Origin of the sequence: Actinacidiphila yanglinensis, from assembly GCF_900107965.1 — a bacterium.
Lineage (GTDB): Bacteria > Actinomycetota > Actinomycetes > Streptomycetales > Streptomycetaceae > Actinacidiphila > Actinacidiphila yanglinensis.
Genome location: NZ_FNVU01000008.1, coordinates 159,260 through 180,574 on the forward strand (window position 1 = coordinate 159,260; position 21,315 = coordinate 180,574).

General features: G+C 73.7%; 18 protein-coding genes. 6 read left to right on the forward strand and 12 right to left on the reverse strand.

The window, feature by feature from the left end; genetic code table 11:
* Window positions 1–201: 201 nt before the first annotated feature.
* The 3 genes from C4U44_RS20025 to C4U44_RS20035 all read right to left on the reverse strand — a co-directional run bounded on the left by C4U44_RS20025 (window position 202) and on the right by C4U44_RS20035 (window position 3,377).
* Window positions 202–1,098, reverse strand: a complete 897-nt coding sequence (locus C4U44_RS20025; protein WP_160145067.1) for an AraC family transcriptional regulator — start codon at window positions 1,096–1,098, stop codon at window positions 202–204.
* Window positions 1,099–1,176: 78 nt separating this feature from the next.
* Window positions 1,177–2,799 (reverse strand): alcohol dehydrogenase catalytic domain-containing protein, encoded by a 1,623-nt coding sequence (locus C4U44_RS20030; protein WP_160145068.1) that lies wholly within the window; start codon window positions 2,797–2,799, stop codon window positions 1,177–1,179.
* 26 nt (window positions 2,800–2,825) lie between these two features.
* Window positions 2,826–3,377 carry a P-loop NTPase family protein gene (locus tag C4U44_RS20035; protein ID WP_103887240.1) on the reverse strand — a complete coding sequence of 184 codons (552 nt, stop codon included), beginning with the start codon at window positions 3,375–3,377 and terminating at the stop codon, window positions 2,826–2,828.
* 122 nt (window positions 3,378–3,499) lie between these two features.
* Here C4U44_RS20035 and C4U44_RS20040 point away from each other — a divergent pair, with 122 nt between their 5' ends.
* Entirely contained in the window at window positions 3,500–4,042 is a 543-nt protein-coding gene (locus tag C4U44_RS20040) for a GNAT family N-acetyltransferase (RefSeq protein ID WP_103887241.1), read from the forward strand.
* A gap of 25 nt (window positions 4,043–4,067) precedes the next feature.
* On the opposite strand, the gene C4U44_RS20045 is transcribed toward C4U44_RS20040, so the two are convergent.
* The 4 genes from C4U44_RS20045 to C4U44_RS20060 form a co-directional block, all read right to left on the reverse strand.
* Window positions 4,068–4,991, reverse strand: coding sequence for a LysR family transcriptional regulator (locus C4U44_RS20045; RefSeq protein WP_103887242.1), 924 nt, complete (start codon window positions 4,989–4,991; stop codon window positions 4,068–4,070).
* Between the two features lie 4 nt (window positions 4,992–4,995).
* Window positions 4,996–6,207 carry a glycine C-acetyltransferase gene (locus C4U44_RS20050; protein WP_103887243.1) on the reverse strand — a complete coding sequence of 404 codons (1,212 nt, stop codon included), beginning with the start codon at window positions 6,205–6,207 and terminating at the stop codon, window positions 4,996–4,998.
* A gap of 184 nt (window positions 6,208–6,391) precedes the next feature.
* Entirely contained in the window at window positions 6,392–7,420 is a 1,029-nt protein-coding gene (tdh, locus tag C4U44_RS20055) for an L-threonine 3-dehydrogenase (RefSeq protein WP_103887425.1), read from the reverse strand.
* Between the two features lie 173 nt (window positions 7,421–7,593).
* On the reverse strand, window positions 7,594–7,995 hold the full coding sequence (locus tag C4U44_RS20060) for a hypothetical protein (protein ID WP_146088301.1): 402 nt from the start codon (window positions 7,993–7,995) through the stop codon (window positions 7,594–7,596).
* Between the two features lie 289 nt (window positions 7,996–8,284).
* Here C4U44_RS20060 and C4U44_RS20065 point away from each other — a divergent pair, with 289 nt between their 5' ends.
* Window positions 8,285–8,812 carry a GNAT family N-acetyltransferase gene (locus tag C4U44_RS20065; RefSeq protein WP_103887245.1) on the forward strand — a complete coding sequence of 176 codons (528 nt, stop codon included), beginning with the start codon at window positions 8,285–8,287 and terminating at the stop codon, window positions 8,810–8,812.
* A 424-nt stretch (window positions 8,813–9,236) separates the two neighbouring features.
* Complete coding sequence (locus tag C4U44_RS20070; RefSeq protein ID WP_235032211.1) at window positions 9,237–12,533, forward strand: lectin; 3,297 nt, start codon at window positions 9,237–9,239, stop codon at window positions 12,531–12,533.
* 150 nt (window positions 12,534–12,683) lie between these two features.
* Here C4U44_RS20070 and C4U44_RS20075 read toward each other — a convergent pair whose 3' ends face one another.
* A complete protein-coding gene (locus C4U44_RS20075) occupies window positions 12,684–13,466 on the reverse strand; it encodes an SDR family NAD(P)-dependent oxidoreductase (protein WP_103887247.1) in 783 nt (260 codons plus the stop codon).
* Between the two features lie 86 nt (window positions 13,467–13,552).
* Here C4U44_RS20075 and C4U44_RS20080 point away from each other — a divergent pair, with 86 nt between their 5' ends.
* Window positions 13,553–14,410, forward strand: a complete 858-nt coding sequence (locus C4U44_RS20080; RefSeq protein ID WP_103887248.1) for a helix-turn-helix transcriptional regulator — start codon at window positions 13,553–13,555, stop codon at window positions 14,408–14,410.
* A 37-nt stretch (window positions 14,411–14,447) separates the two neighbouring features.
* Here C4U44_RS20080 and C4U44_RS20085 read toward each other — a convergent pair whose 3' ends face one another.
* The 3 genes from C4U44_RS20085 to C4U44_RS20095 form a co-directional block, all read right to left on the reverse strand.
* A complete protein-coding gene (locus tag C4U44_RS20085; protein WP_160145069.1) occupies window positions 14,448–15,401 on the reverse strand; it encodes a helix-turn-helix domain-containing protein in 954 nt (317 codons plus the stop codon).
* Between the two features lie 370 nt (window positions 15,402–15,771).
* Window positions 15,772–16,533, reverse strand: coding sequence for a metallophosphoesterase family protein (locus C4U44_RS20090; RefSeq protein WP_103887250.1), 762 nt, complete (start codon window positions 16,531–16,533; stop codon window positions 15,772–15,774).
* Window positions 16,534–16,629: 96 nt separating this feature from the next.
* Entirely contained in the window at window positions 16,630–17,628 is a 999-nt protein-coding gene (locus tag C4U44_RS20095) for a hypothetical protein (protein ID WP_146088302.1), read from the reverse strand.
* 233 nt (window positions 17,629–17,861) lie between these two features.
* Between C4U44_RS20095 and C4U44_RS20100 the strand changes: the two genes are divergently transcribed.
* Both C4U44_RS20100 and C4U44_RS20105 read left to right on the forward strand, forming a co-directional pair.
* On the forward strand, window positions 17,862–18,269 hold the full coding sequence (locus tag C4U44_RS20100; RefSeq protein ID WP_103887252.1) for a YciI family protein: 408 nt from the start codon (window positions 17,862–17,864) through the stop codon (window positions 18,267–18,269).
* Between the two features lie 8 nt (window positions 18,270–18,277).
* On the forward strand, window positions 18,278–19,423 hold the full coding sequence (locus C4U44_RS20105) for an RNA polymerase sigma factor (RefSeq protein WP_103887253.1): 1,146 nt from the start codon (window positions 18,278–18,280) through the stop codon (window positions 19,421–19,423).
* A gap of 291 nt (window positions 19,424–19,714) precedes the next feature.
* Here C4U44_RS20105 and C4U44_RS20110 read toward each other — a convergent pair whose 3' ends face one another.
* Window positions 19,715–20,488, reverse strand: coding sequence for an alpha/beta fold hydrolase (locus tag C4U44_RS20110; RefSeq protein WP_103887254.1), 774 nt, complete (start codon window positions 20,486–20,488; stop codon window positions 19,715–19,717).
* Window positions 20,489–21,315 lie beyond the last annotated feature (827 nt).

Below are 21,315 nucleotides of genomic sequence, written 5' to 3' on the forward strand. Positions count from 1 at the left end.
GTGGTGCAACCCTTGCATGCGCTTGCAAAGCGGGTCAAGAGGTTGTACCGGAGTGCGTACGTGGTGGTCTGGGCGTGACAGGCCCGCGCGGGGCGATGTCAACGGGAGTACAGGCGTGGGTTTTTGACAGCGCGTGCAGCATTCGTCATCCGTCGTCGCGTGGTCCGGCGCGTGGGCACACCCGGAGAGCCCCCACGAGGTCTACGCGCCGAACTCCCCCGCGGGCGGGGGCCCGGCCGGACGGATCGTCTCCGGCCGCTGGTGCGCGGTCCGGTACTCCGTCGGGCGCAGCCCCTTCAACTGCCGGAAACGGCGGTTGAAGTGGGAGAGGTTGCGGTACCCGCTGCGCGCGGCGACCTCGGTGACCGGCAGCCCGGTCCCTGCCAGCAGCGAGCAGGCGGTCTCCACCCGCAGCTGGTTGACGTAGTCGGTGAAGGTGCGGCCCATGGCGCCGCGGAAGAAGCGGCTGAAGGACGTCGGCGACATGGGCACCAGCGCCGCCACCTCCGCCTGGTCCACCGGCTCGGTGTGGGTCTGCTGGAGGTGGCGGCACACGGCGTCCACCCGGTCGCGCACGACGCTGCCCGGGGCTGGCGTGTAGCCGGGCCCGGTGATCTGGGTGCTCTCGACGCCGGTGGCCAGCCGGCACAGCACGTCGAGCAGCGCGACGGTCTGCGCCGCCGGATCGAGGTGGGGCAGCTCGGCCACGCGGGCCCGCACGCCGCCGGGGACCCGCGCGAAGCGCAGCCCGCGGGCGGACCGCGCCAGCAGGCCGTCGAGCGCGCGGAACTGGGGCAGCGCGAAGAACCCCGGCCCGAGGAAGTCGTGGCGGAACTGCGTGACGGCCGCCTCGGCCACCCCCTCGGTGGGCTCGGAGGTGAAGGTGTGCGGCAGGTTCGGGCCGAGCAGCACCAGGTCCCCGGGGCGGTAGCGCTCCACGGTGCTGCCCGCGTAACGGGTGCCGTCGCCCTCGGTGATGAGCGTGAGCTCGTACTCCTCGTGGTAGTGCCAGGCGAAGTCGAACGCGCGCTGACGGCGCACGAAGCAGACCAGGGTGGTCCCGCCCGGGGCGCCCGGCTGCTCGTAGCGCGGCTTCACGCGGGTCATCGTAGTGCGGCCGTACGGTCCGGGACCTGGCCCCGCCACGCAGCCTTCCGACCGGCGCCTCGGGGCGGGTCAGCGCCGGGCGGCGAGGCGGAGCAGTTCGCGCTCGGCCGGCCCGCTCCAGTTGCCGTCCTCCAGCAGTGGGCCGATGCCGGGATGGCGGGCGACCAGCGCGGCGAGGTCGAGCAACGGGAGGTCGTCGAGCGCCGGGTAGACGACGACCTTGCCGGGGATCGCGCGGTCGCGTACGGCGTCGAGCGCGTCGAGGGCGCCCGCCATCCCGCTGACCGCGCCGACCGGGAGGTTCGTGTCGAGCCGGCCGGCGGCCACCTCGGCCAGCACCGCGCGCATGTCCCCCACCGCGCTGCCCGAGGTGCCGGTGAGGTGGAGCCGCTTCGCCGCGTAGGTGTCCAGGTCGACGGGGACGTCCTCGGCGATGCCCGCGAACACGTCGATGACCCCGCCCTCGGCGGCGTCCTCGATCGCGGTCCCGATCAGGCCGGGGACCGGAGCCATCAGGAAGCAGTGGTCGACGGGGCCGCGCGGACGCTCGGTGCGCGGGTCGAACAGGCGGACCTCGACGCCGTGTTCGGCCGCGGCGCGGGCCACCCGCCGGCGCAGGGCCGCGGCGCGCGCGGGATTGCGCACGGCGCCCTCGACCAAGGCGGCCGGCCCCGACCCGGCGACCGCGGGCCGGGAGGCGAGGATCGCGCGGACCATCGTCATCACGCCCATCGGGCCGCCCGCGCCCACGACGGTGACGTGGGCGCCCTCGCGCGGCGTGCCGGTGGCGGGGATCCCTGCCAGGGCGTCGGCGAGGTCGTCGGAGGTGGTCGCGGCGATCCGCAGGCCGCCGTAGTGCACCCGCCCGACCGACAGGTCGACGGGGCGCCCGAACCGGCGCCCGCCGGTCGCGACCAGCACCAGGCCGCCGTTCGCCATCAGGGGCATCAACCGCTCCAACTCGGCGGCGTCGGACCCGTGGTAGAGGAGGTCATCCACCGAGCGCGGGGCGAGCGCGGCGGGGTCCACCGCGGTCATGCCCGGGTGCGGAGTCGTGCACAGCACGCGGCCGCTCGCGGACAGGTCGAGCCCGCCCGCGTCACCCGCGCCGGCGACCAGGACCGTGCCGCCGGACCGCAGCCGGCGGCGCTCGCGCGCGGCGAAGGCGTGCTCCACGCACGCCCAGGGCTCGACCAGGGCCAGTTGGCTCGCGGCGGCCGTCCCGGGAGCCGGCAGCAGGTGGCTCCGGCCCTCGGCGGCGAGCACCACCCGCTCGTCGAGCAGCACGTACTGCTGCAGCCCTCCCTCGAAGTTGTAGCCGAACGCGCCGTTGGAGTGCGCTGTGGGGAGGTCCCGGAAGTCCGGCTGCACGACGTACCGTCCGCCGACGACCGCGCCCGTCACCGCACTTCCGACCGCGACCACCCGCAGCACGGCCTCGTGCCCCGGCACCGCGGGAAGCCGCCCGGGCACGTAGGACGGGACGTCCCGCAGCCACGCGTCGCGCAGGACCGGCCCCTTGCGCACGTGCTGCTCGAACTGCCGGCGCAGTTTGACGTCCGACCAGCACAGCCCGACGCACTCCACCCGGCCGAGGATCTGGTGCTCCCCCGGCACCGGAACGGGCTTGTCCCGGACCAGGAACGGTTCGCCGCCCGCCAGTTGCACGGCGCTCTGGGTCGGTGGCGTCACGTCGTCGTGCGTTCGCGCTGCCGGATTCACGGGGCGGGCACCTCCGAGGGGTCGGCCGGGGTGAGGGTGGACAGCCAGGCGGCCGCGTCGCGGGGGTGGGCGAAGCGGAGGACGTCGAGTGGGGCGAAGCGGGGGTCGCGGACGCGGCGCGCGACCTCGCGGCGGCGGGCGCCGTGCTGGGACCAGGCCCACCAGGCCGGGTGCTCCCGGCTCAGCCAGCCCGCCCACGTCTCCCGGTTGCCGCCGAAGAGGACCTCGCGGGTGACGGTGCGGCGCACGGACCGGCGCAGGACGCGGGGCATGACGACCCGCTTGGGATAGTCCAGCCAGATCACGGTGCCGGCCCGTTCCCAGAGCAGGTCGCGGACCTCCGGGTAGCCGAGCGAGTCGATGATCCAGCGGGGCCCGCCGGCGAGTCGTGCCACGTCCTCGGTCAGGCGGGTGCTGACCGACCAGCCGGGGCCGTCGAAGTACAGCGCGTCCATCTCGTGGTACGGCACGCCGAGGAGGCCGCCGAGGGCCCGCGCGAGCGTGGACTTGCCCGCACCGGTGACGCCCACCACCAGGATCCGTTCCACGCGTGCACCCTATTCCCCGCGTGTCAGGGCCCCTTGCGGGTCCCCGGCCGCATCGCGGGGATCCGCGTCCGACTGGCGAGACCGCTCGCTGCCGGCGCGGCGCCCGATGCGATGATCCGCTCATGGACAGTGGAGTACTGGCAGGTCAGGACCGTACGGAGGGGGCGCCGCCGGCCGGCGACGGGGCGCGATGGGCGCTGCGTCCGGCGACGGGCGCCGACCTCGAACCGCTCGTGGAGCTGCGGGCGGTGGTGCTGCGCGCGGATCTGGAACGGCTCGGCCGGTACGACGCGCACCGGGTGCGACAGCGGCTGCGGGACACCTTCTCCGCGCAGTACACGTCGATCGTCGACGTGGACGGTGAGCTCGCCGGCTCCGTCACGGTCCGGCCCGGCGACGAGGGGCTGCTGCTGGAGCACTTCTACCTCGCCCCCCGGCACCAGGGCCGCGGGCTGGGCTCGGCCGTGCTGCGCGAGGTGCTCGGGCGCGCCGACGCGCAGGGCGCGGTGGTACGCCTGAACGTCCTGCAGGGCAGCGCCGCCCGCCGGCTCTACGAGCGGCACGGTTTCGGCCTGGAGCGCGAGGACCCGGTCGACGTCTTCATGGTGCGGCAGCCGGCGCCGGCGGAGGGGCCGAGCGCCGGGGGCCGACCGGCGACGGTGTGACCCTCCTCATGCGCTGATCCGCGGATCAGCTCTCCGCGCCGGGCCGGGCGTGCTCGGCGGCGGCCCGCAGGGCGTCCAGCAGCGGGCGGATCAGCGGGTGCTCCTCCGCCCCGCGCCGTACGGCCGCGAAGACGCGACGGGTGGCGGGGCTGCCGGCCACCGGCCGGATCACCACGTCCGGCAGGTGCACGCCGCGCAGCGCCGAGCGCGGCACCAGCGCGACGCCCGCCCCCGCACCGGCCAGGGCGGCCACCGCCCTGAAGTCGTCGGAGGAGTGCGTCACCCGGGGCTGGAACCCGGCCAGTTCGCAGGCCAGCGTCACCACGTCGTGGCAGGGGTTGCCCGGGTAGGGGCTGATCCAGGGCTCGTCCGCCAGGTCCTCGACCCGTACCCGCTCGCAGTGGCCCAGCCGGTGGCCGCGCGGCAGCACCGCGTCGAAGGGCTCGGCGTACAGGGCGACCCGGGACAGCCGCCGGTCGTCGTCGCGCGGCGCCCCGCGGTACTCCACCGCCACGGCCAGGTCCGCGTGCCCGTCCAGCACCATGGTCAGGCTCTCGTCGCCCTCGGCGTCGCGCACCCGGACCCGGATGCCGGGGGACGACGCGGCCAGGGCGGCCATCGCGCGGGCCAGCACCGTGGTGATCCCTGTGGCGAAGGACACCACGGTGACCACGCCCGCCTCTCCCCCGGCGTACGCGGCGAGCTCCGCCTCGGCCCGTTCCAGCTGGGCGAGGACGGTGCTGCTGTGCGCGACCAGGATCTCCCCGGCCGCGGTCAGCTGGACCCCGCGCCCGTCGCGGACCAGCAGCTGGTGCCCGACCTCGGCCTCCAGCGCCGCGAGTTGCTGGGAGACGGCCGAGGGGGTGAGGTACAGCGCGGCCGCCGCGGCGGTCACCGTACGGTGGTCCGCCACGGCCCGCAGGGTGCGCAGTCGCCGGGTGTCGATCACCCGGTCATCCTGCCAGGGACGCCCTGGCCGCCACGAACGCCCCGACGGCCCGCTCGACGTCGTCGGTGGAGTGGCCCGCCGACAGCTGCACCCGGATCCGGGCCTTGCCGTGCGGCACGACCGGGTAGGAGAAGCCGATCGCGTACACGTCGTGCTCCAGCAGCCGGTCGGCCAGCCGTCCGGCGAGCTCGGCGTCGCCGATCATGACCGGGACGATCGGGTGGTCGCCCGGCGCGATCTCGAAGCCCTCCTGCGCCATCCGCTCCCGGAACAGCGCGGTGTTCGCGTGCAGGCGGGCGCGCAGCCGCGGGCCCTGACCCGCGTCCGAGTCGTCCTCCAGCAGGTCCAGCACCTTCAGCGAGGCGGCCGCGATCACCGGGGCCAGCGAGTTGGAGAACAGGTACGGGCGCGAGCGCTGCCGCAGCAGCGCCACGATCTCCGCGCGGGCGGCGACGTAGCCGCCGGAGGCGCCGCCAAGGGCCTTTCCGAGGGTGCCGGTGAGGATGTCGACGCGGTCCATCACGCCGTGCAGCTCGTGCGTGCCGCGCCCGCGCGGGCCGACGAAGCCGACCGCGTGCGAGTCGTCCACCATGACCATGGCGCCGTAGCGGTCGGCCAGGTCGCAGATCTGCTCCAGCGGGGCGACGAAGCCGTCCATGGAGAACACCCCGTCGGTGACGATCAGGGTGCGGCGCGCGTCGCCGGCCTCCTTGAGCCGCTGCTCCAGCTCGGCCATGTCGCGGTTGGCGTAGCGCAGCCGGCGGGCCTTGGACAGCCGGATGCCGTCGATGATGCTGGCGTGGTTGAGCGCGTCGGAGATCACCGCGTCGCGCTCGTCGAGCAGGGTCTCGAAGACCCCGCCGTTGGCGTCGAAGCAGGAGCTGTACAGGATCGTGTCCTCGGTGCCGAGGAAGGACGACAGCCGGGCCTCCAGCTCCTTGTGCACCTCCTGGGTGCCGCAGATGAAGCGCACCGAGGCCATGCCGTAGCCCCAGCGGTCGAGCGCGTCCTTGGCCGCGGCGACGACCTCGGGGTGGTCGGCCAGGCCCAGGTAGTTGTTGGCGCAGAAGTTGAGCACCTCGCCGGGCCGGCCGCCCGCGGTGACGGCGACGGTGGCGCTCTGCGGCGTGCCGATCACCCGCTCGGGCTTGTGCAGCCCCGCGGTGCGGATCTCGTCGAGGGTGGCGCGCAGGTCCGCGCGGACGGAGTCGAGCATCGGGTGGCTCTCCTTGAGGGGTGGGCGGGTGCGGTGCAACCGGGGACCGCGCGGGGCGGGGCGGGGCGGGTCTACGGGAACGGGTCAGCGCGAACGAGTCGGCGGGGCCGGGGCTCCGCGGGGGCCACGGGCCTGGTCCGTGCGGCCTCTTCTGCGGGCGCCGGGGCGGACCGGGGGGCGGTGGTCAGGCCGTCCAGTCGAGGATGACCTTGCCGCACCGTCCGCCGGCCGCCTCGTCGAACGCCTCGTCGAAGTCCCGGTAGGAGTAGCGGCCGGTGATCACCGGGCTGAGGTCCAGGCCGCCTTCGAGCAGCACGGACATGGCGTACCAGGTCTCGTACATCTCCCGGCCGTAGATCCCCTTCAGGGTGATCATGGAGGTGACGATGCGGGCGAAGTCCACCGCGAACTCCTCGGTCGGCAGGCCGAGCAGGGCGATCTTGCCGCCGTGGGTCATGTTGGCGACCATCTCGCGCAGCGCCTCGGGGCGGCCCGACATCTCCAGGCCGACGTCGAACCCCTCGCGCAGCCCCAGGGAGCGCTGGCCGTCCTCGATGGTGGAGGTGCGGACGTCGAGGGCGAGGCTGACCCCGACCCGCTCGGCCAGTTCCAGCCGGTACGGGCTGACGTCGGTGATCATCACGTTGCGCGCGCCGGCGTGCCGGGCGACCGCCGCGGCCATGATCCCGATCGGGCCGGCCCCAGTGATCAGGACGTCCTCGCCGACCAGCGGGAAGGACAGCGCGGTGTGCACGGCGTTGCCGAACGGGTCGAAGATCGCGGCGACGTCCGGGTCGACCGGAACCCGGTGCACCCACACGTTGGCAGCGGGCAGCGTCACGTACTCGGCGAACGCGCCGTCCCGGCCGATGCCCAGGCCGACGGTGCTGCGGCAGAGGTGGCGGCGGCCGGCCAGGCAGTTGCGGCAGGTACCGCAGACCAGGTGGCCCTCGCCGCTGACCTGGTCGCCCGGGGCGATGCCGGTCACGCCGGGCGCCACGTCGACGACCTCGCCGACGAACTCGTGGCCGAGCACCAGCGGGGTGCGCACCGCCTGCTGCGCCCAGCCGTCGTACGCCCGGATGTGTAGGTCGGTGCCGCAGATGCCGGTGCGCAGCACCTTGATCAGCACCTCGTCGGGGCCGAGCGCCGGCTCGGGCACGTCCGTCAGCCACAGGCCGGGCTCCGCCTTCGCTTTCACAAGTGCCTTCACCGGCGTGACTCCCTGAACCTGGACGGGTCGCCGCGGCACGTTCGCCGCGGCGATCCCACCCTTCCCTCCCGCGCCGCGCCGGTCCATCGAGGGTTTCTTAACCCGCGCCCAAGCTGTGCTTCATGATCGCGGGGAGGGGTGTCCCGGCCGGACCCGGTGCGCGTCGCGGGCCGTCAGGACGTGGACTGCTCCATGTCCCTGATCAGCCTCTGCACGCGGGCGCCGACCGTGCCGGCCGTCATCAGCGAGGAGCCCACCGCGGTGAGGGGAAGGGCGATGATCAGGGCCGCGACGGGCTTGGGCCAGTCGCGGTCGGCAGCGCAGGCGACGGCCTTCTCGTGGTCGTCGGAGCCGAAGACGGCACTGGAGTCCTGGTCGTACTGGGCGTGCACGGTGTCCTGGTCGCGGGCGAACGGTGCGGTGCAGTGCCCGCGGTCGGCGTGGTAGGGCGTGAAGAGCTCGAAGGCCGCGTAGATCCACAGCAGGCCGGCGACCACCAGCAGGCCGGTCCCCCAGGCCCGTTGACGCTCCGCACCCTCCAGGAAACGGCTCGTGATGACGGCTGGATGTGCCACGTTCTCCCCCTGAACACGCTGATGTCTCCCCGCGAGGCGGGCGGGGCCCGCGCGGACCTGACGTCACCCGGGCCCCCCGCGTGACCGTGCCGGCCGCAAGCGCCACACCCTACCCGGGCGGTCGAAGGACTGCCGGGCGGCAGCGGCGACGTGGCCGCGAACCGCCAACGTCCGCCGATCGGGCGGGAGTCGACCCGCTGCCCCCGCCGACGGCGCGGTGCAGGGAGGCACGCCGGCCCGCCCGGTCGGGGAGCGCTTCGACGCGCCCTGATCACGTTACGCTGGCGAAATGCCAGAACTGCGAACCGACCGCCTCCTGCTGCGCGGATGGCGTGACTCCGACCTCGACCCGTGGGCGGCGATGAACGCCGACCCCGAGGTGCGCGAGTACTTTCCCGAGGTGCTCACGCGCGAGCAGAGCGACACGTCCGCGGCGTTCTTCCGGACCGAACTCGACCAGCGGGGCTGGGGCTGGTGGGCGGTGGAACTGACGGCCACCGGTGAGTTCATCGGCTTCGCCGGGCTGGACCCGGTGGACGAGGAGGTGCCGCTCACCGGCGTCGAGGCGGGCTGGCGGCTCGCCCGGCCGGCCTGGGGCCACGGATACGCCACGGAGGCGGCGCGCGCGGTGACGGCCTACGGCTTCGACTCCCTGGCGCTGCCGGAGATCCTCGCGATCACGACCACCACCAATCTCCGCTCGCAGGCGGTGATGCGCCGCCTGGGCATGACGCACGACCCCGCGGACGACTTCGACGACCCGACCGTCCCCGAGGGCCCGCTGCGCCGCAACGTCGTCTACCGCCTCGCACCCTGACGCTGCGTCATGTCCGTCCAGCCGCCCGAATGGGTGCCTGGCGGCGGGATCCCGCCGTTCGCCCGCTGAACCGGCCGCCGCGGCGCGGATCCCGCGACACGCACGCTGACCTCACCACTCGCGTCGCCGGAGGCATCGTACGAGCATGCCCGACACGCCGGGACCGGTGTGATCACTGGGGTGCGGGAGTCGTCGAGTGCTTCCAGGTCATTGACAGGCGATCAGGGTCCGCGTTCTACTCATGCCTCGTGCAGATTGGCAACGTTGTCAGTCAGGTGGGCAGTACGGCGCCGATGCCGATCGAGGACGCCATCCGTCCCTGGCACACCCATGTGCGAAGCACGTCTCGCGGAGGCAACCGATGGTCAGACAACGGCGCCCCGACCGGCCCCGTTTCAGCAGCAGACTCCGTCAACGCCTTGTCGTGGTGTCCCTCGTGGGCATCGCGGCGCTGCCGTTCCAGTCGCTCGCCGGTGCGAACGCGGCATCGGGCCCCCAACTCGTCGCGGACCCGGCGGCGTTGATCAATCCGCTGATCGGCACCTCCGGCGCCGTCAACACCTTCCCGGGGCCCGACGTGCCGTTCGGCATGATGCAGTGGGGCCCGGACACCACGCCCGACCGGACCCAGGGCGGCGGTTACGAGTACAAGGACAGCAAGATCTCCGGCTACAGCCTGACGCATGTCTCCGGCCCCGGGTGCAGCGTCGCCGGTGACGTGCCGATCCTGCCGGTGACCGGCGCGCTGTCCGGGAACCTGTCCAACACGAGCTCGCAGTTCAGCCACGACGACGAGCAGACCGGCGTGGGCTACTACGGCGTCACCGACGCCGGCGGGGTCAAGACCGAGCTGACCGACACCACGCGCGCGGGCCTGGGCAAGTTCACCTTCCCGGCCGGCGCCCAGTCGAACCTGCTGCTCAAGCTGAGCAGCGGCGCGTCCCAGGTGGACGGCACCCGGGTGCAGGTGGTGGGCAAGAACGAGGTGAGCGGCTCCGTCGACAGCGGGCACTTCTGCGGCGCCTCGAACCACTACACCCTGCACTTCGACATCAAGTTCGACCAGCCGTTCACCGCGAGCGGCACCTGGGTCGGCAGCACCATCAACCCGAACACCAAGTCGCTCAGCGAGGGCCGGCCGCAGCAGCAGCTCGCGAAGCCCTCCAACACCCCGTTGCACGAGCAGCACTTCACGGTGCCGGGCACTCCGTCGCCGAAGGTGCACCCGAGCGGCAGCGCTTCCTCCGCCGCGAAGTCGCAGGCGGCGGACCCGCCGGTGACCGGCGCCAACGGGATGTACCTGACGTTCGACACGGCGAGCAAGAGCACCGTGACGGCGGCGGTCGGCATCTCGTACACCAGTGACGACAACGCGGCGTCCAACCTGTCGACCGAGGTCAAGGGCTGGAACTTCGACGCCATGCGGAACGCGAACCACGCCGCGTGGAACGACGTCCTCGGCCGGGTGCGGATCGGCGGCGGCACGCACGACCAGCAGGTGCAGTTCTACAGCGCGCTCTACCACTCGCTGCTGCACCCGAACGTGTTCTCCGACGACAACGGCCAGTACATGGGCATGGACAACCAGGTCCACAAGCTGGCCAAGGGCCAGAAGGCCCAGTACGCCAACTACTCGGGCTGGGACACCTACCGCTCCCAGACGCAGCTGATCTCGATGGTCGCGCCGCAGCAGACCGGTGACATCGTCACCTCGATGCTCAACGGGTACGACCAGACCGGCCTGCTGCCCAAGTGGGCGTCGAACAACGGCGAGAGCTACGTCATGGTCGGCGACCCGGCCGCGTCGATCATCTCCGACGCCTACGCGTTCGGTGTCCGCAACTTCGACACCGCGCACGCGCTCTCGGCGATGGAGCACGAGGCGACCGCGCCGAACCAGGACCGCCCGGGCGAGGCGGTGCGGGACGCGAAGGGCTACCTGCCGCTGGACGGCACGTACTCCTGCTGCAACTTCTACGGTCCGGTCTCCACCCAGCTGGAGTACGACAGCGCCGACTACGCGCTGGCGTCCTTCGCGAAGTCGCTCGGCAAGACCGCGGACTACACCAAGTTCGCATCCCGCGCGCAGGACTGGATGAACGTCTTCAACCCGCAGACGGGCTACATGCAGGGCAAGAACACCGACGGCCAGTTCGCCGGCGGGTTCACCCCGGGCACCTCGAACGGCTTCGTGGAGGGCACCTCCGCGCAGTACACGCCGATGGTGCCGTTCAACCTCCAGCAGCTGATCACCGCCCGCGGCGGCACGGCGGCCTACTCGTCCTACCTCGACAGCCTGCTCAGCGACATCGCGCAGCCGTCGGGCACCAACGCGGACCTGAGCAACGAGCCCAGCCTGGAGATCCCCTGGGAGTACAACTACGTCCAGCAGCCCTGGAAGACGCAGGCAGCCGTCCGTGAGGCGCAGCAGAAGCTGTACTTCAACGCGCCGGTCGGCTCGTTCGGCAACGACGACCTGGGCGCGATGAGCTCCTGGTACGTGTGGTCGTCGCTGGGGATGTACCCGGAGACGCCGGGCACCGACACGCTGGTGCTGGGCAGCCCGGTCTTCCCAGTCGCGAAGGTCACCTTCGCCGACGGCAAGCAGGTCTCCATCAACGCGCCCCAGGCCGCGACGAACGCCCCCTACGTCCAGTCCCTCGACGTCAAGGGCAAGGCGACCAACAGCTCGTGGCTGACCTTCGGGCAGTTCGAGAAGGCCGGCAGCCTCGACTGGACCCTCGGCACCACGCCGAACACCTCGTGGGGCGCGTCGGCCGCTTCGGTCCCGCCGTCGGACACCACGGGTGGCGGGAAGGTGCTGGCGGCGACCGGGCCGTCCAGTGACGGGCTGATCGTCGCGCCGGGCGGGTCCGGCGACGCCACCCTGCGGCTGACGAACCTCGGCAGCAAGGCGGTCACCGCGGACTGGTCCGCCACCGCCCCCTCGGGGGTGACGGTCGGCACCGCGTCGGGCTCGCTGACCGTGCCGCCGTCGGGCACCGCCGAGGCCAAGGTGCCGGTGACCGCCGGTGACACCGAGGGCTCCTACGCCGTGACCTTCGCGGTGACCGACCACAGCAGCGGTTCCTCGCTCGCCGCGGCGACGCTGCGAGTGGCCGTCGCCAAGCCGGGCGAGCTGTGGCCGTACGAGACGAACGAGGGCGTCTACCCCGACGCCTCCCACTTCTCGGGCGGCTTCGACGACGGCGGGTGGGCGTACTCGCAGAACGCGCTGACCACCGCCGGCGTCACCAGCGGCGGGAAGGTCACCGCGGACGGCATCGACTACACCTGGCCCACCATCAAGGCCGGCTCCCCGGACAACCTGGAGGTCGCGGGCCAGACGCTCCCGCAGCCGGCGGGCACCTCGGGCGCGTACCTCGGGCTGCTGGGGGCGGCGGCCAACGCGCCGACCGACGGCAGCGGTGTGCCCGGTGACCTGACGGTCACCTACACCGACGGCACCACCGCCAAGGCGACGGTCGCGTTCTCCGACTGGACGCTCAACGGCGGCGGCACCAAGCCGGTGGCGGGCGACACGACGGCCATCACCACCGGCTACCGCAACACCGCGGACGGCGGCACGGACGGCGTGAACGCCTACGTCTTCTCGGTGAAGGTGCCGCTGGACGCGACGAAGACGGTCGCCTCGGTGACGCTCCCGGTGACGGGCGCGTCCGGAACCGTCCACCTGTTCGCGCTCGGCTACGGCGGATGAGCGAACGGTCCGCCTCCTGAGGCGACGCGGGCTCGTACCCGGGCGCGCTCCCCGCATCGGCGGGGGGCGCGCCCGGTCCGTTCCCCCGGCCCAGCCGTGGCCGACCGGTTCCGGTCCGGGGCCGCGGCGGCACCCGGGGGCGCGGGACCCTCAGGCGCCGGCGCCGCCGTCGACCGGGACGATCGCCCCGGTCACCATCGAGGCGCGGTCGCTGAGCAGCCACGCGGCCACCTCGGCGACCTCGCGGGGCTCGGCCATCCTGCCGAGCGGGATGCTCGCGTTGATGCGCTCGATGACCCCCGGGGACGACGCCTCCCACGCGTCGATCATCTCCGTGGCGGTGCCGCCGGGGGTGATGCCGTTCACACGGATCCCCTGGGGTCCCCACGTCACCGCCGCGGTCTCGGTGATGCTGTTGAGCGCGCGCTTCATCGCGCCGTAGGCGGGCAGCTCCGGGTTGGCACGGCGGCTGCCGATGCTGGAGGTGTTCACGATGGCTCCGCCGCCGCTCCGGCGCATGAGCTCCGCCTCGGCCGTCATCGCGGTCCAGTGCCCGCGGAAGTTCACCGCGAACTGCTCCTCGAGGTCCTCGTCGCTCGTGCCGTCCAGCGGGCCGGGACGCTGGATCGCCGCGCCGTTGTTGAAGGCGCCGTCGAGCCGTCCGTGCAGCTCGCCGGCCCGGTCGACCGCCGCGCGGATGCTCGCGCGGTCGGCGAGGTCGGTCGTCACGGCGTCGGCGACGCCGCCGTCGGCGCGGATGGCGGTGACGATCCGCCCGAGGGCGTCGGTGCCGCGGGCGGCGAGCACCACGGCTGCGCCCTCCCGCGCGAAGAGCCGGGCCGCGGCGGCCCCGATGCCGCGGCTGGCGCCGGTGATGAGGACGACCTTGCCGGTGAGGAGGCCGAGGGGTGCGATGTCGGTGTGCTGGGTCATGACGCCAGTGTCGGCACGGCCACCGGGCCGTAGGCAGGCACAGGCAGTACCACGCTGGGCCGCCGCGGGCGGTGCAGACTGGCGGTATGGACAAGCAGGAGTTCGGAGCGTTCCTCCGCAGCCGTCGCGAGCGGCTGCGGCCGGAGGACGTCGGCCTCCCTTCGGGCACGCGGCGCCGGACCCCCGGCCTGCGCCGGGAGGAGGTGGCGGTCCTCGCGCACATCTCGACGGAGTACTACGTCCGGCTGGAGCAGGGCCGCGCGCCCAGGCCGTCGGCCGAGGTGCTCGCCGGGATCGCGGGCGCGCTGCGGCTCACCGACACCGAGTCCGACCATCTCCACGTCCTGGCGGGCACGGCGCCGAGCCGCACCGGGCTGCACCGGCGCGACGTCCGCCCGAGCATCCTGACGCTGCTGGAGCGGCTGCCGCAGACCGCCGCGTTCGTGATGTCCGCCGCGTTCGAGGTGCTCGCGTGGAACGACCTCGCGGCCGCGCTCATGGAGGACTTCGGCGAGCTCGCCCCGCAGGACCGCAACCTCGCCCGCCGGGCGTTCCTCGACGCGCCGCACGCCGGCGGGACGCTGTACGGGGTCTCCGACGCCGCGGAGTTCCGGCTCCACGTGGTGATGCAGCTGCGCTCCACCCTCGCGCGCTACCCGACCGATCCCGCGGTCACCGGGCTCGTCGACGAGCTCCTGGCGGCAGGGACCGGGTTCGCCCGGCTCTGGGAGCGGCACGACGTGCAGGCGCCGCCGACGCTGACGAAGACCTTCCGGCACCCGGTCCTCGGTGAGATCACCGTCGACTGCGACGCGCTCGCCCTCACCGATCGCGACCAGCACCTGGTGCTCTACAGCGCGCCGCCCGGTTCGCCCGGCGCGGAGGCGCTCGCCCTCCTGAACGTCCTCGGGGCCGGTTCCGTCCAGGTGGGCGGATCGATCTGACGGTACGTCAGCATGCGGAGGGGGCGGGCGGCCCCCGTCAGCCGGTACCCGGACCCGCTCCGCCGGTGCGGCGGATCTCCGACGGGGTCCGGCCGAACTCGGCTCTCAGCGCGCGGCTGAGGTGGGAGGGGTCGTGCAGGCCCGAGCGCGCGCCGATCACCGCGGTGGTGAGGTGGCGCAGCGCCGGATCGGCCAGGTCCCGGTGGACGCGCAGCAGGCGCTCGTGCCGGACCCACGCGGCGAAGGTGCGGCCGCCGGCCCGCCGGAAGAGCTGGTGCAGGTGGCGGGGCGAGATGCCGTGCACGCGGGCGACGGACTCCACCGACAGTCCCGGGTCGGCGAGGTTGGCGCGGGTGAAGCCGATGATCCGCTCCGTCAGGTCGCAGGGCACGTCGGCGCGTTCGGCAGTGGTGTCGGCGTACACGGCGATGAGCAGCGCGGTCAGCGCGTCCGCGAGGTGCGCGCCGCTGGTGGCGGGCAGGTCGCCGTCGATGTGCTCGTCGACGCCGCGCAGTAGTGCGCGCATGACGCCGCGTACGCCCCGCCCGCTCGGGAGCGGCTGCGCGGTCCGGCGGGCCAGGGTCCCGGCGTACGGACCCAGCCGGCCGCGGGGCAGCCCCACCGCCAGCACGGCGCAGGGCTCGGGGACCGCGAGCGCGTACGGCCGGGTGGTGTCGAGTACGGCCCACTCCCCTGAGCGGACCGCCTGCTGGCGCCCGTCCTGCGCCGCGAGCGCGTGACCGCGGTCGAAGAGCACCACCTTGACCAGCTCCCGGTCGGTGGAGCTGATCGCACGGGCCTGCCGGGCGACCGTGTGCGCGGCGCCGCTGATGCGGGCGATCACCGCGGGGCCCGCGGCGGCGGCCTCGACACTCGCCCAGAACGGCGTGTCGCCCGGGGCGGTGACCGTCAGGGGCACCAGCAGCGAGGAGGCGGCTGCCTGCAGGTCATCCTGCCGATCGAGTCGTGCCGCAGTGATGCGCGTTTTCATGTCAGGTCGACCCCCGATCGTCCCGCCCCCACGCCGGACCGTAGGGCACGCGGGTACCGACCGTACAGGCGTGTCCGCGCCAATTCCGGCCTCCCTCTTGCCAGTTACGCCCTCATCGGTTTCCCGCCGCCCGCTTTCCGCTCGCATGGCCGTGCGCGAATCGGCGACTTCCCGTGCACGCGGTGGCGCGCGTAGGTCGGCGGCCGGTCCTAGGGTCGGATCGCGACGGGGGGTGAGGGTGGCGGGCACGCTCGGGCCGGAACGCGAGCGCCCGCCATCCGCAGCAGGTCGTCCGCCCCGCCCGTCCGGCGCGTCGCAGGGCCGCGCCGGACGGGGAGGTGCGCGGTCGGGCCCGCTCGGCGGGTGACCCTCACGGGTGGTCGTGGCGCCCGTCCCGCGGGCCGAAGGCGGCGAGGGCGTCGGCGTCGGTCGCGCGGGCGTGCAGGAAGTAGTCGGCCCACTCGGCGATGCCGGGGTAGGACGAGTCCCGGGCGAGCCGGGCGGCCGCGGCGTCGAGGTCGAAGCGGGTGGTGCGCAGTTCGACGCCCGGGCCCAGCAGCGCCCAGTGCGCTCCGGTGCGTCCGTAGGGCATGCCGACGCTGCCGGGATTGACCACGAGCCGGCCGAACACGAGGCGGACGAACGGCATGTGGGTGTGGCCCAGGACAACGGTGCGCAGGTCGGGGGCGAGCCCGCTCAGGACCTCCTTCCAGCGGTCGAGGCGGGAGTCGACCAGGACGACCTCCTCGTCGTCGCGCGGGGTGGCGTGGCAGAACAGCACCTCGCCCAGGCCGTTCACGGACAGGGAGCGTGAACGGGGCAGCGAGGCCAGGAGGTCGAGCTGGTCCTCACGGAGCCGGCCCGCCGCCCAGGGGGCGATCGGATCGGGGAGGGTGTCGCGTTGCCCGCGGCGGTACTCGACGAGTTCGCGGTCGGCGTTGCCGCTGATCCACACGACGCGGTCGCCGAGTCCGGCCAGCAGGTCGAGCACCTCGACCGGTTGGGGGCCGGCGGTGATGTCACCGGTGAGGACGAGGCGATCGGCCGCGGCGACGTCGGGTTCGGCGAGCACCGCCTCCAGGGCCGGCAGGACTCCGTGGATGTCGGACAGGACGGCTACGCGGTTCGGCATGCCCCCACTGTGCGGTGTGAACGGGCGGGCGCGGTGCCCGTTCGCCCGGCGCGCAGAGCGGCGCGACCGCTCGGCGCGGGCCCCCTGCCCGGACGGTCACGCGTCCGGACGTGCCCCTTCGGCGTCCTCCGCGGCGGCGACCAGCTCGTCGAGCACCGCGCGCAGCTCCGCCAGTTCCGCGGGCGTGGGATCGCCGGTCTCGTGCGGCACCAGCGCGGACGGGTTCACCACGGCGGCGGTGCCCTGCAAGCCGGCCGCGGCGGCGGCTCGGCCGAGCACCGCGCCGGCGTCGGGCGGCGGGGTGCCGGCATGTCCGGCCAGTTCCCGCAGCGCGGGCGCCAGCGGCGGCCGCGGGAAGGGGAAGTCCGCGGGGAGCAGCGCGGCCTGGTGGGTGTGGTCGTCGCCGCGGAAGTCCAGGCTCCAGCGCTCCCAGCCCGGCAGCGGCCAGTCGTGGACGCCGGCCACGGTCTGCACCGCCCACATCGAGACGGTACGGGCCCGCGGGTCGAAGTGGACGCCGCCGTACGGCATGTCCGCGGGCGGCGGGGTGGCCGGGGACCCCGCGAGCAGGTCGATCAGACGGGGGCCGGCGGCGACCTGCTCGACGGTCTCCAGTCCGCTGCCCCAGGCGCGGACGGCTCCGCCGGGCAGGCGCAGGGAGACCACCGACCAGGGCTCGGTCTCCTCGGCGTCCGGGGACCAGAACGGCTCGAAGGTCTCGAACCAGCCCGGGGCGCGGGTCAGGTCCCTGCCCAGGCCCAGGTGGTGGGTCAGGTCGCCCATGCCGTCGTGCGCGAAGCGCACGTCCCAGCCGGGCCAGGTCCGGGCCAGGACGGCGCGGGCGGCGACGTGGTCGGCCCAGCTGTCCGCGAAGGCGAACCAGCGCAGGACCCGCCGGTCGTGGTCGACCAGTGCGGCGCCCTCGCACCACACGTCGTCCAGCCACTCGTCGATCTCCCGGTTGGCCCGGAAGCAGCGGGTGGCCGCGGCCGGACCGGGCAGCAGGTCGGCCACCACCCGGTTGGCGGCCCAGTGCGAGAAGTGCCGCCGCCAGGCACCGTTCTCGACCACCACGTACTGCGCTCGTGCTCCCATGGCCGCTGAGGCTAGTGCGGCCGGACCGGCGGCGACGAACCGTTTTCCCGCCGGGTCCCGGCGGCTCGGGGCGGGGTGGGAGGGGGCCGTGGCGGGGGCGGACCGGGGCCGGAGCGGGGCCGGAGAAAACCGCCGGAAGAAATCCGCGCGGCGATGTCGAGAAGCCGCGTCCGGCTCCGTCCCAGGGGTGAGCGCGACCACAATGGGTCGCACCAGCACCGAGGAGACCCACCATGGCCAAGTACCTGCTGCTCAAGCACTACCGGGGCGCTCCGGCCGCGGTCAACAACGTCCCCATGGACCGGTGGACGCCGGAGGAGGTCTCCGCGCACCTGCGGTACATGCAGGACTTCGCGGACCGGCTGGAGGGCACCGGCGAGTTCGTCGACGGCCAGGCGCTCTCCCCCGACGGGATGTTCGTCCGCTACGACGGCGAGGGCCGCCCGCCGGTGACCGACGGGCCGTTCGCCGAGACGAAGGACCTCATCGCCGGCTGGATGGTGATCGACGTCGACAGCCAGGAGCGCGCGATCGAACTGGCCGGGGAGCTGTCGGCCGCGCCCGGCGCGGGCGGGAAGCCGATCCACGAGTGGCTCGAGGTGCGCCCGTTCCTGACCGCGCACCACACCGTCACGGAGTGACCTCGCCGATGGACGAGGTGCTGCTCCGCAGCCTCACCCCGAGCGTGCTGGCCGTCCTCGTCCGCCGCGGAGCCGACTTCGCGGCGGCCGAGGACGCCGTGCAGGACGCGCTGGTCGAGGCGGTCCGCGTCTGGCCCGCCGATCCGCCGCGGGACCCGAAGGGCTGGATGGTCACGGTGGCCTGGCGCAAGTTCCTCGACGCGACCCGGGCGGACGCCGCCCGCCGCCGGCGCGAGGACCGCGTGGAGGAGGAGCCGGCGCCCGGGCCCGCGCCCGAGGCGGACGACACGCTGCGGCTCTACTTCCTGTGCGCCCACCCGTCGCTGAGCCCGTCATCGGCGGTCGCGCTCACGCTGCGCGCCGTCGGCGGCCTGACCACCCGTCAGATCGCCCAGGCCTACCTGGTGCCCGAGGCGACCATGGCGCAGCGCATCAGCCGCGCCAAACGGACCGTCTCCGGCGTGCGCTTCGACCGGCCCGGCGACGTCGCGACGGTGCTGCGCGTGCTCTACCTGGTCTTCAACGAGGGCTACTCCGGCGACGTCGACCTTGCCGCCGAGGCGATCCGGCTCACCCGGCAACTCGCCGCGTCGATCGACCACCCCGAGGTGTCGGGGCTGCTCGCCCTCATGCTGCTGCACCACGCGCGGCGCGCGGCCCGCACGGCGCCCGACGGCAGCCTCGTGCCGCTCGCCGAGCAGGACCGCGGCCGGTGGGACATCGCGGCGATCGCGGAGGGCGTCGCGATCCTCCAGGCGGCCCTCGCCCGCGACCGGCTGGGCGAGTTCCAGGCGCAGGCGGCCGTCGCGGCCCTGCACGCCGACGCGCCCACGGCCGAGGAGACCGACTGGGTGCAGATCGTCGAGTGGTACGACGAGCTCGCCGCCCTGACCGCGAATCCCGTCGTCCGGCTCAACCGCGCGGTGGCCGTCGGCGAGGCCGACGGCCCGCGCGCCGGGCTGGCGGAGCTCGCCGCGCTGGACGCGTCGCTGCCCCGCTATGCGGCGGTGGCGGCGTACCTCCACGAGCGCGACGGCGACCTCGAAACGGCGGCGCGGCTCTACCACGAGGCCGCGCGCAAGGCCCTCGACCTCGCCGAGCGCGACCACCTGACCCTCCAGGCCGCCCGGCTCAACACCCTCCTGCGTTCCTGACGCCGCATCAGGACTTCCGGAGCCGCGCACGCGCACCACACCGGCACCGGGTCACCCCTGGTGGTGTCGGTCCCGTCCTGACCGAGCGTTGTCGGCGCCGATGCTGCGGTCATCACCCCCTCGCGCGGCGGCAAGTTGACGATCCGCGCGCGGGGCCTCCTCGACCGCTCTTCAGTGTGCCGGCACCGCCGGCCGGCCCCCGGCGATGCTCGGCGACACCGGCCGTTGGCGGCAGCAGCGATCGACCGCGCGAGACCGGCCGCCCGGTGAGAGTGTGCGGCGCGCCGGCGTTCACTCGCCGAGGAAGGCGTCGAGCATCGGGAGCAGGAGTGCGGCACGGCGGACCAGTTCCATGTGCGTGGTCGCGGGCAGCACAGCCAGCTGGGAATGGGGAATGAGGCGGTGCATCTCGGCCGCGTGCTCGATGCGTACGAAGTCGGTGTCGCCGATGACCAGCAGCGTCGGGGCGGCGATGCCCTCCAGGTCCGCGCCGGTCCACGGCAGCGGGGCCATGGCGGCGGCCGAGCACTTGGCCTGGAAGTCCCCGAAGTGCGAGGGGTCGGGGGCGACCCGCTCGTAGGCGGCGCGCATCGCGGCGAAGTCGGCCTCGGTGGGCATCCGCGGGGAGGTCCGGTCCAGCCCGGTGATCTCCTGGTGGTAGCCGTCCTGGGCGTAGTGGGTGGCCGCCAGGACCAGCCGGCCGACCCGCTCGGGCCGGGTGACGGCGATCTGCAGCGCGACGAGCCCGCCGAGGCTGTAGCCGAGCAGGTCCGCCCGCTCGACCCCGAGCCGGTCGAGCAGCGCCCCGACGTCCGAGGCCAGCCCCGGGACGGTGAGCGGGCGGTCGGTGTCGGCGGTGTGGCCGTGGCCCTGCATCTCGACGGCGATCACCTGGCGCCGGGCGGCCAGCGCCGGCAGCAGCGCCCCGAAGCTCAGGTCGATGGTGAGCACCCCGCCGTGCAGCAGTACCAGCGGCCGCCCCGTGCCGTCGGCGTCGCCGTGCACCTCGTAGTACATCTCCAGGCCGTCCACCTCGGCGTAGGCGCCCGGGGTCCGCTCGCTCATGTGCTGTCCTTCGGGGGGTGCGTGATGTGCTGACGCCAGGGTGGACCGACCCGGCCCCCGGAACTCATCGGCGCCCGGATCGGAATACCCGCGCGGGTCGCCACCACGGCCCCGGGACTGGTGGGCTCGCATGTCGGGGTGACGCGTATTCAAGGTCGGCTGACGGGAGTCGTCACGCGGAGCAACCCCGATCGGGTGAGTCACGAACCACCGTCACCCTGACGCATCGTCAGTGGACCGGGCTCAGAAAGAGCCTCCTGACCAGGGCATATGGAGAAGTGCAACTGGTGTACATGGCTCGGGCCATGTCGGTGACGGGCCGCGAATCGTCCGTTGCACTCCTCCAGAAGGTCACGGATGGGCGCTACGCGGACGATGCCCAGGCCGACGCCGTACTGGAGGCGCTCGACCACGTCCACGCCCGTCCGAGCGGCTACGTCGCATCTGATCTTCCGGCCCGAGGAGCAGGAGCCGACAGCGGCCGAGGTAGTCGAGCAAGCGTCGGCCTACCGTCCGTTCGCGCTGTGACCAAGCGTCAGGTCAGTGGCCATACCGGGGTGGCTGCAGTGACGGTGCTCAGGAAGACCTCGCCGCGCCTGTCGTGGTCGAAGGCCGCCACAACCCGCTCGCCGGGGCGCCCCGACGTGCGGTACCTCCGCGTCGATGCTGCCGGCTCGCTCTCGTCACCTCCCCGGTTCGTCACCTTCCAGCCCGGCGAGGGCACGTACGGTACCCGCGAGAACGTGCCGCATGCCCTTTCGCTTGTTGTCGCGCCTGGTCGTCGCCGTCTAGAAAGGGAGCAGATTGGGGAGAGCGTCGGCCCGGCC

What these genes read in the sequence shown, in the direction of transcription:
- C4U44_RS20100 (WP_103887252.1), top strand. Translation starts at nt 17,862, where the DNA reads ATGGCCAAGTACCTGCTGCTCAAGCACTACCGGGGCGCTCCGGCCGCG.
- C4U44_RS20075 (WP_103887247.1), bottom strand. Translation starts at nt 13,466, where the DNA reads ATGACCCAGCACACCGACATCGCACCCCTCGGCCTCCTCACCGGCAAG.
- C4U44_RS20050 (WP_103887243.1), bottom strand. Translation starts at nt 6,207, where the DNA reads ATGCTCGACTCCGTCCGCGCGGACCTGCGCGCCACCCTCGACGAGATC.
- C4U44_RS20105 (WP_103887253.1), top strand. Translation starts at nt 18,278, where the DNA reads ATGGACGAGGTGCTGCTCCGCAGCCTCACCCCGAGCGTGCTGGCCGTC.
- C4U44_RS20095 (WP_146088302.1), bottom strand. Translation starts at nt 17,628, where the DNA reads ATGGGAGCACGAGCGCAGTACGTGGTGGTCGAGAACGGTGCCTGGCGG.
- C4U44_RS20040 (WP_103887241.1), top strand. Translation starts at nt 3,500, where the DNA reads ATGGACAGTGGAGTACTGGCAGGTCAGGACCGTACGGAGGGGGCGCCG.
- C4U44_RS20090 (WP_103887250.1), bottom strand. Translation starts at nt 16,533, where the DNA reads ATGCCGAACCGCGTAGCCGTCCTGTCCGACATCCACGGAGTCCTGCCG.
- C4U44_RS20110 (WP_103887254.1), bottom strand. Translation starts at nt 20,488, where the DNA reads ATGAGCGAGCGGACCCCGGGCGCCTACGCCGAGGTGGACGGCCTGGAG.
- C4U44_RS20085 (WP_160145069.1), bottom strand. Translation starts at nt 15,401, where the DNA reads ATGAAAACGCGCATCACTGCGGCACGACTCGATCGGCAGGATGACCTG.
- C4U44_RS20080 (WP_103887248.1), top strand. Translation starts at nt 13,553, where the DNA reads ATGGACAAGCAGGAGTTCGGAGCGTTCCTCCGCAGCCGTCGCGAGCGG.
- C4U44_RS20065 (WP_103887245.1), top strand. Translation starts at nt 8,285, where the DNA reads ATGCCAGAACTGCGAACCGACCGCCTCCTGCTGCGCGGATGGCGTGAC.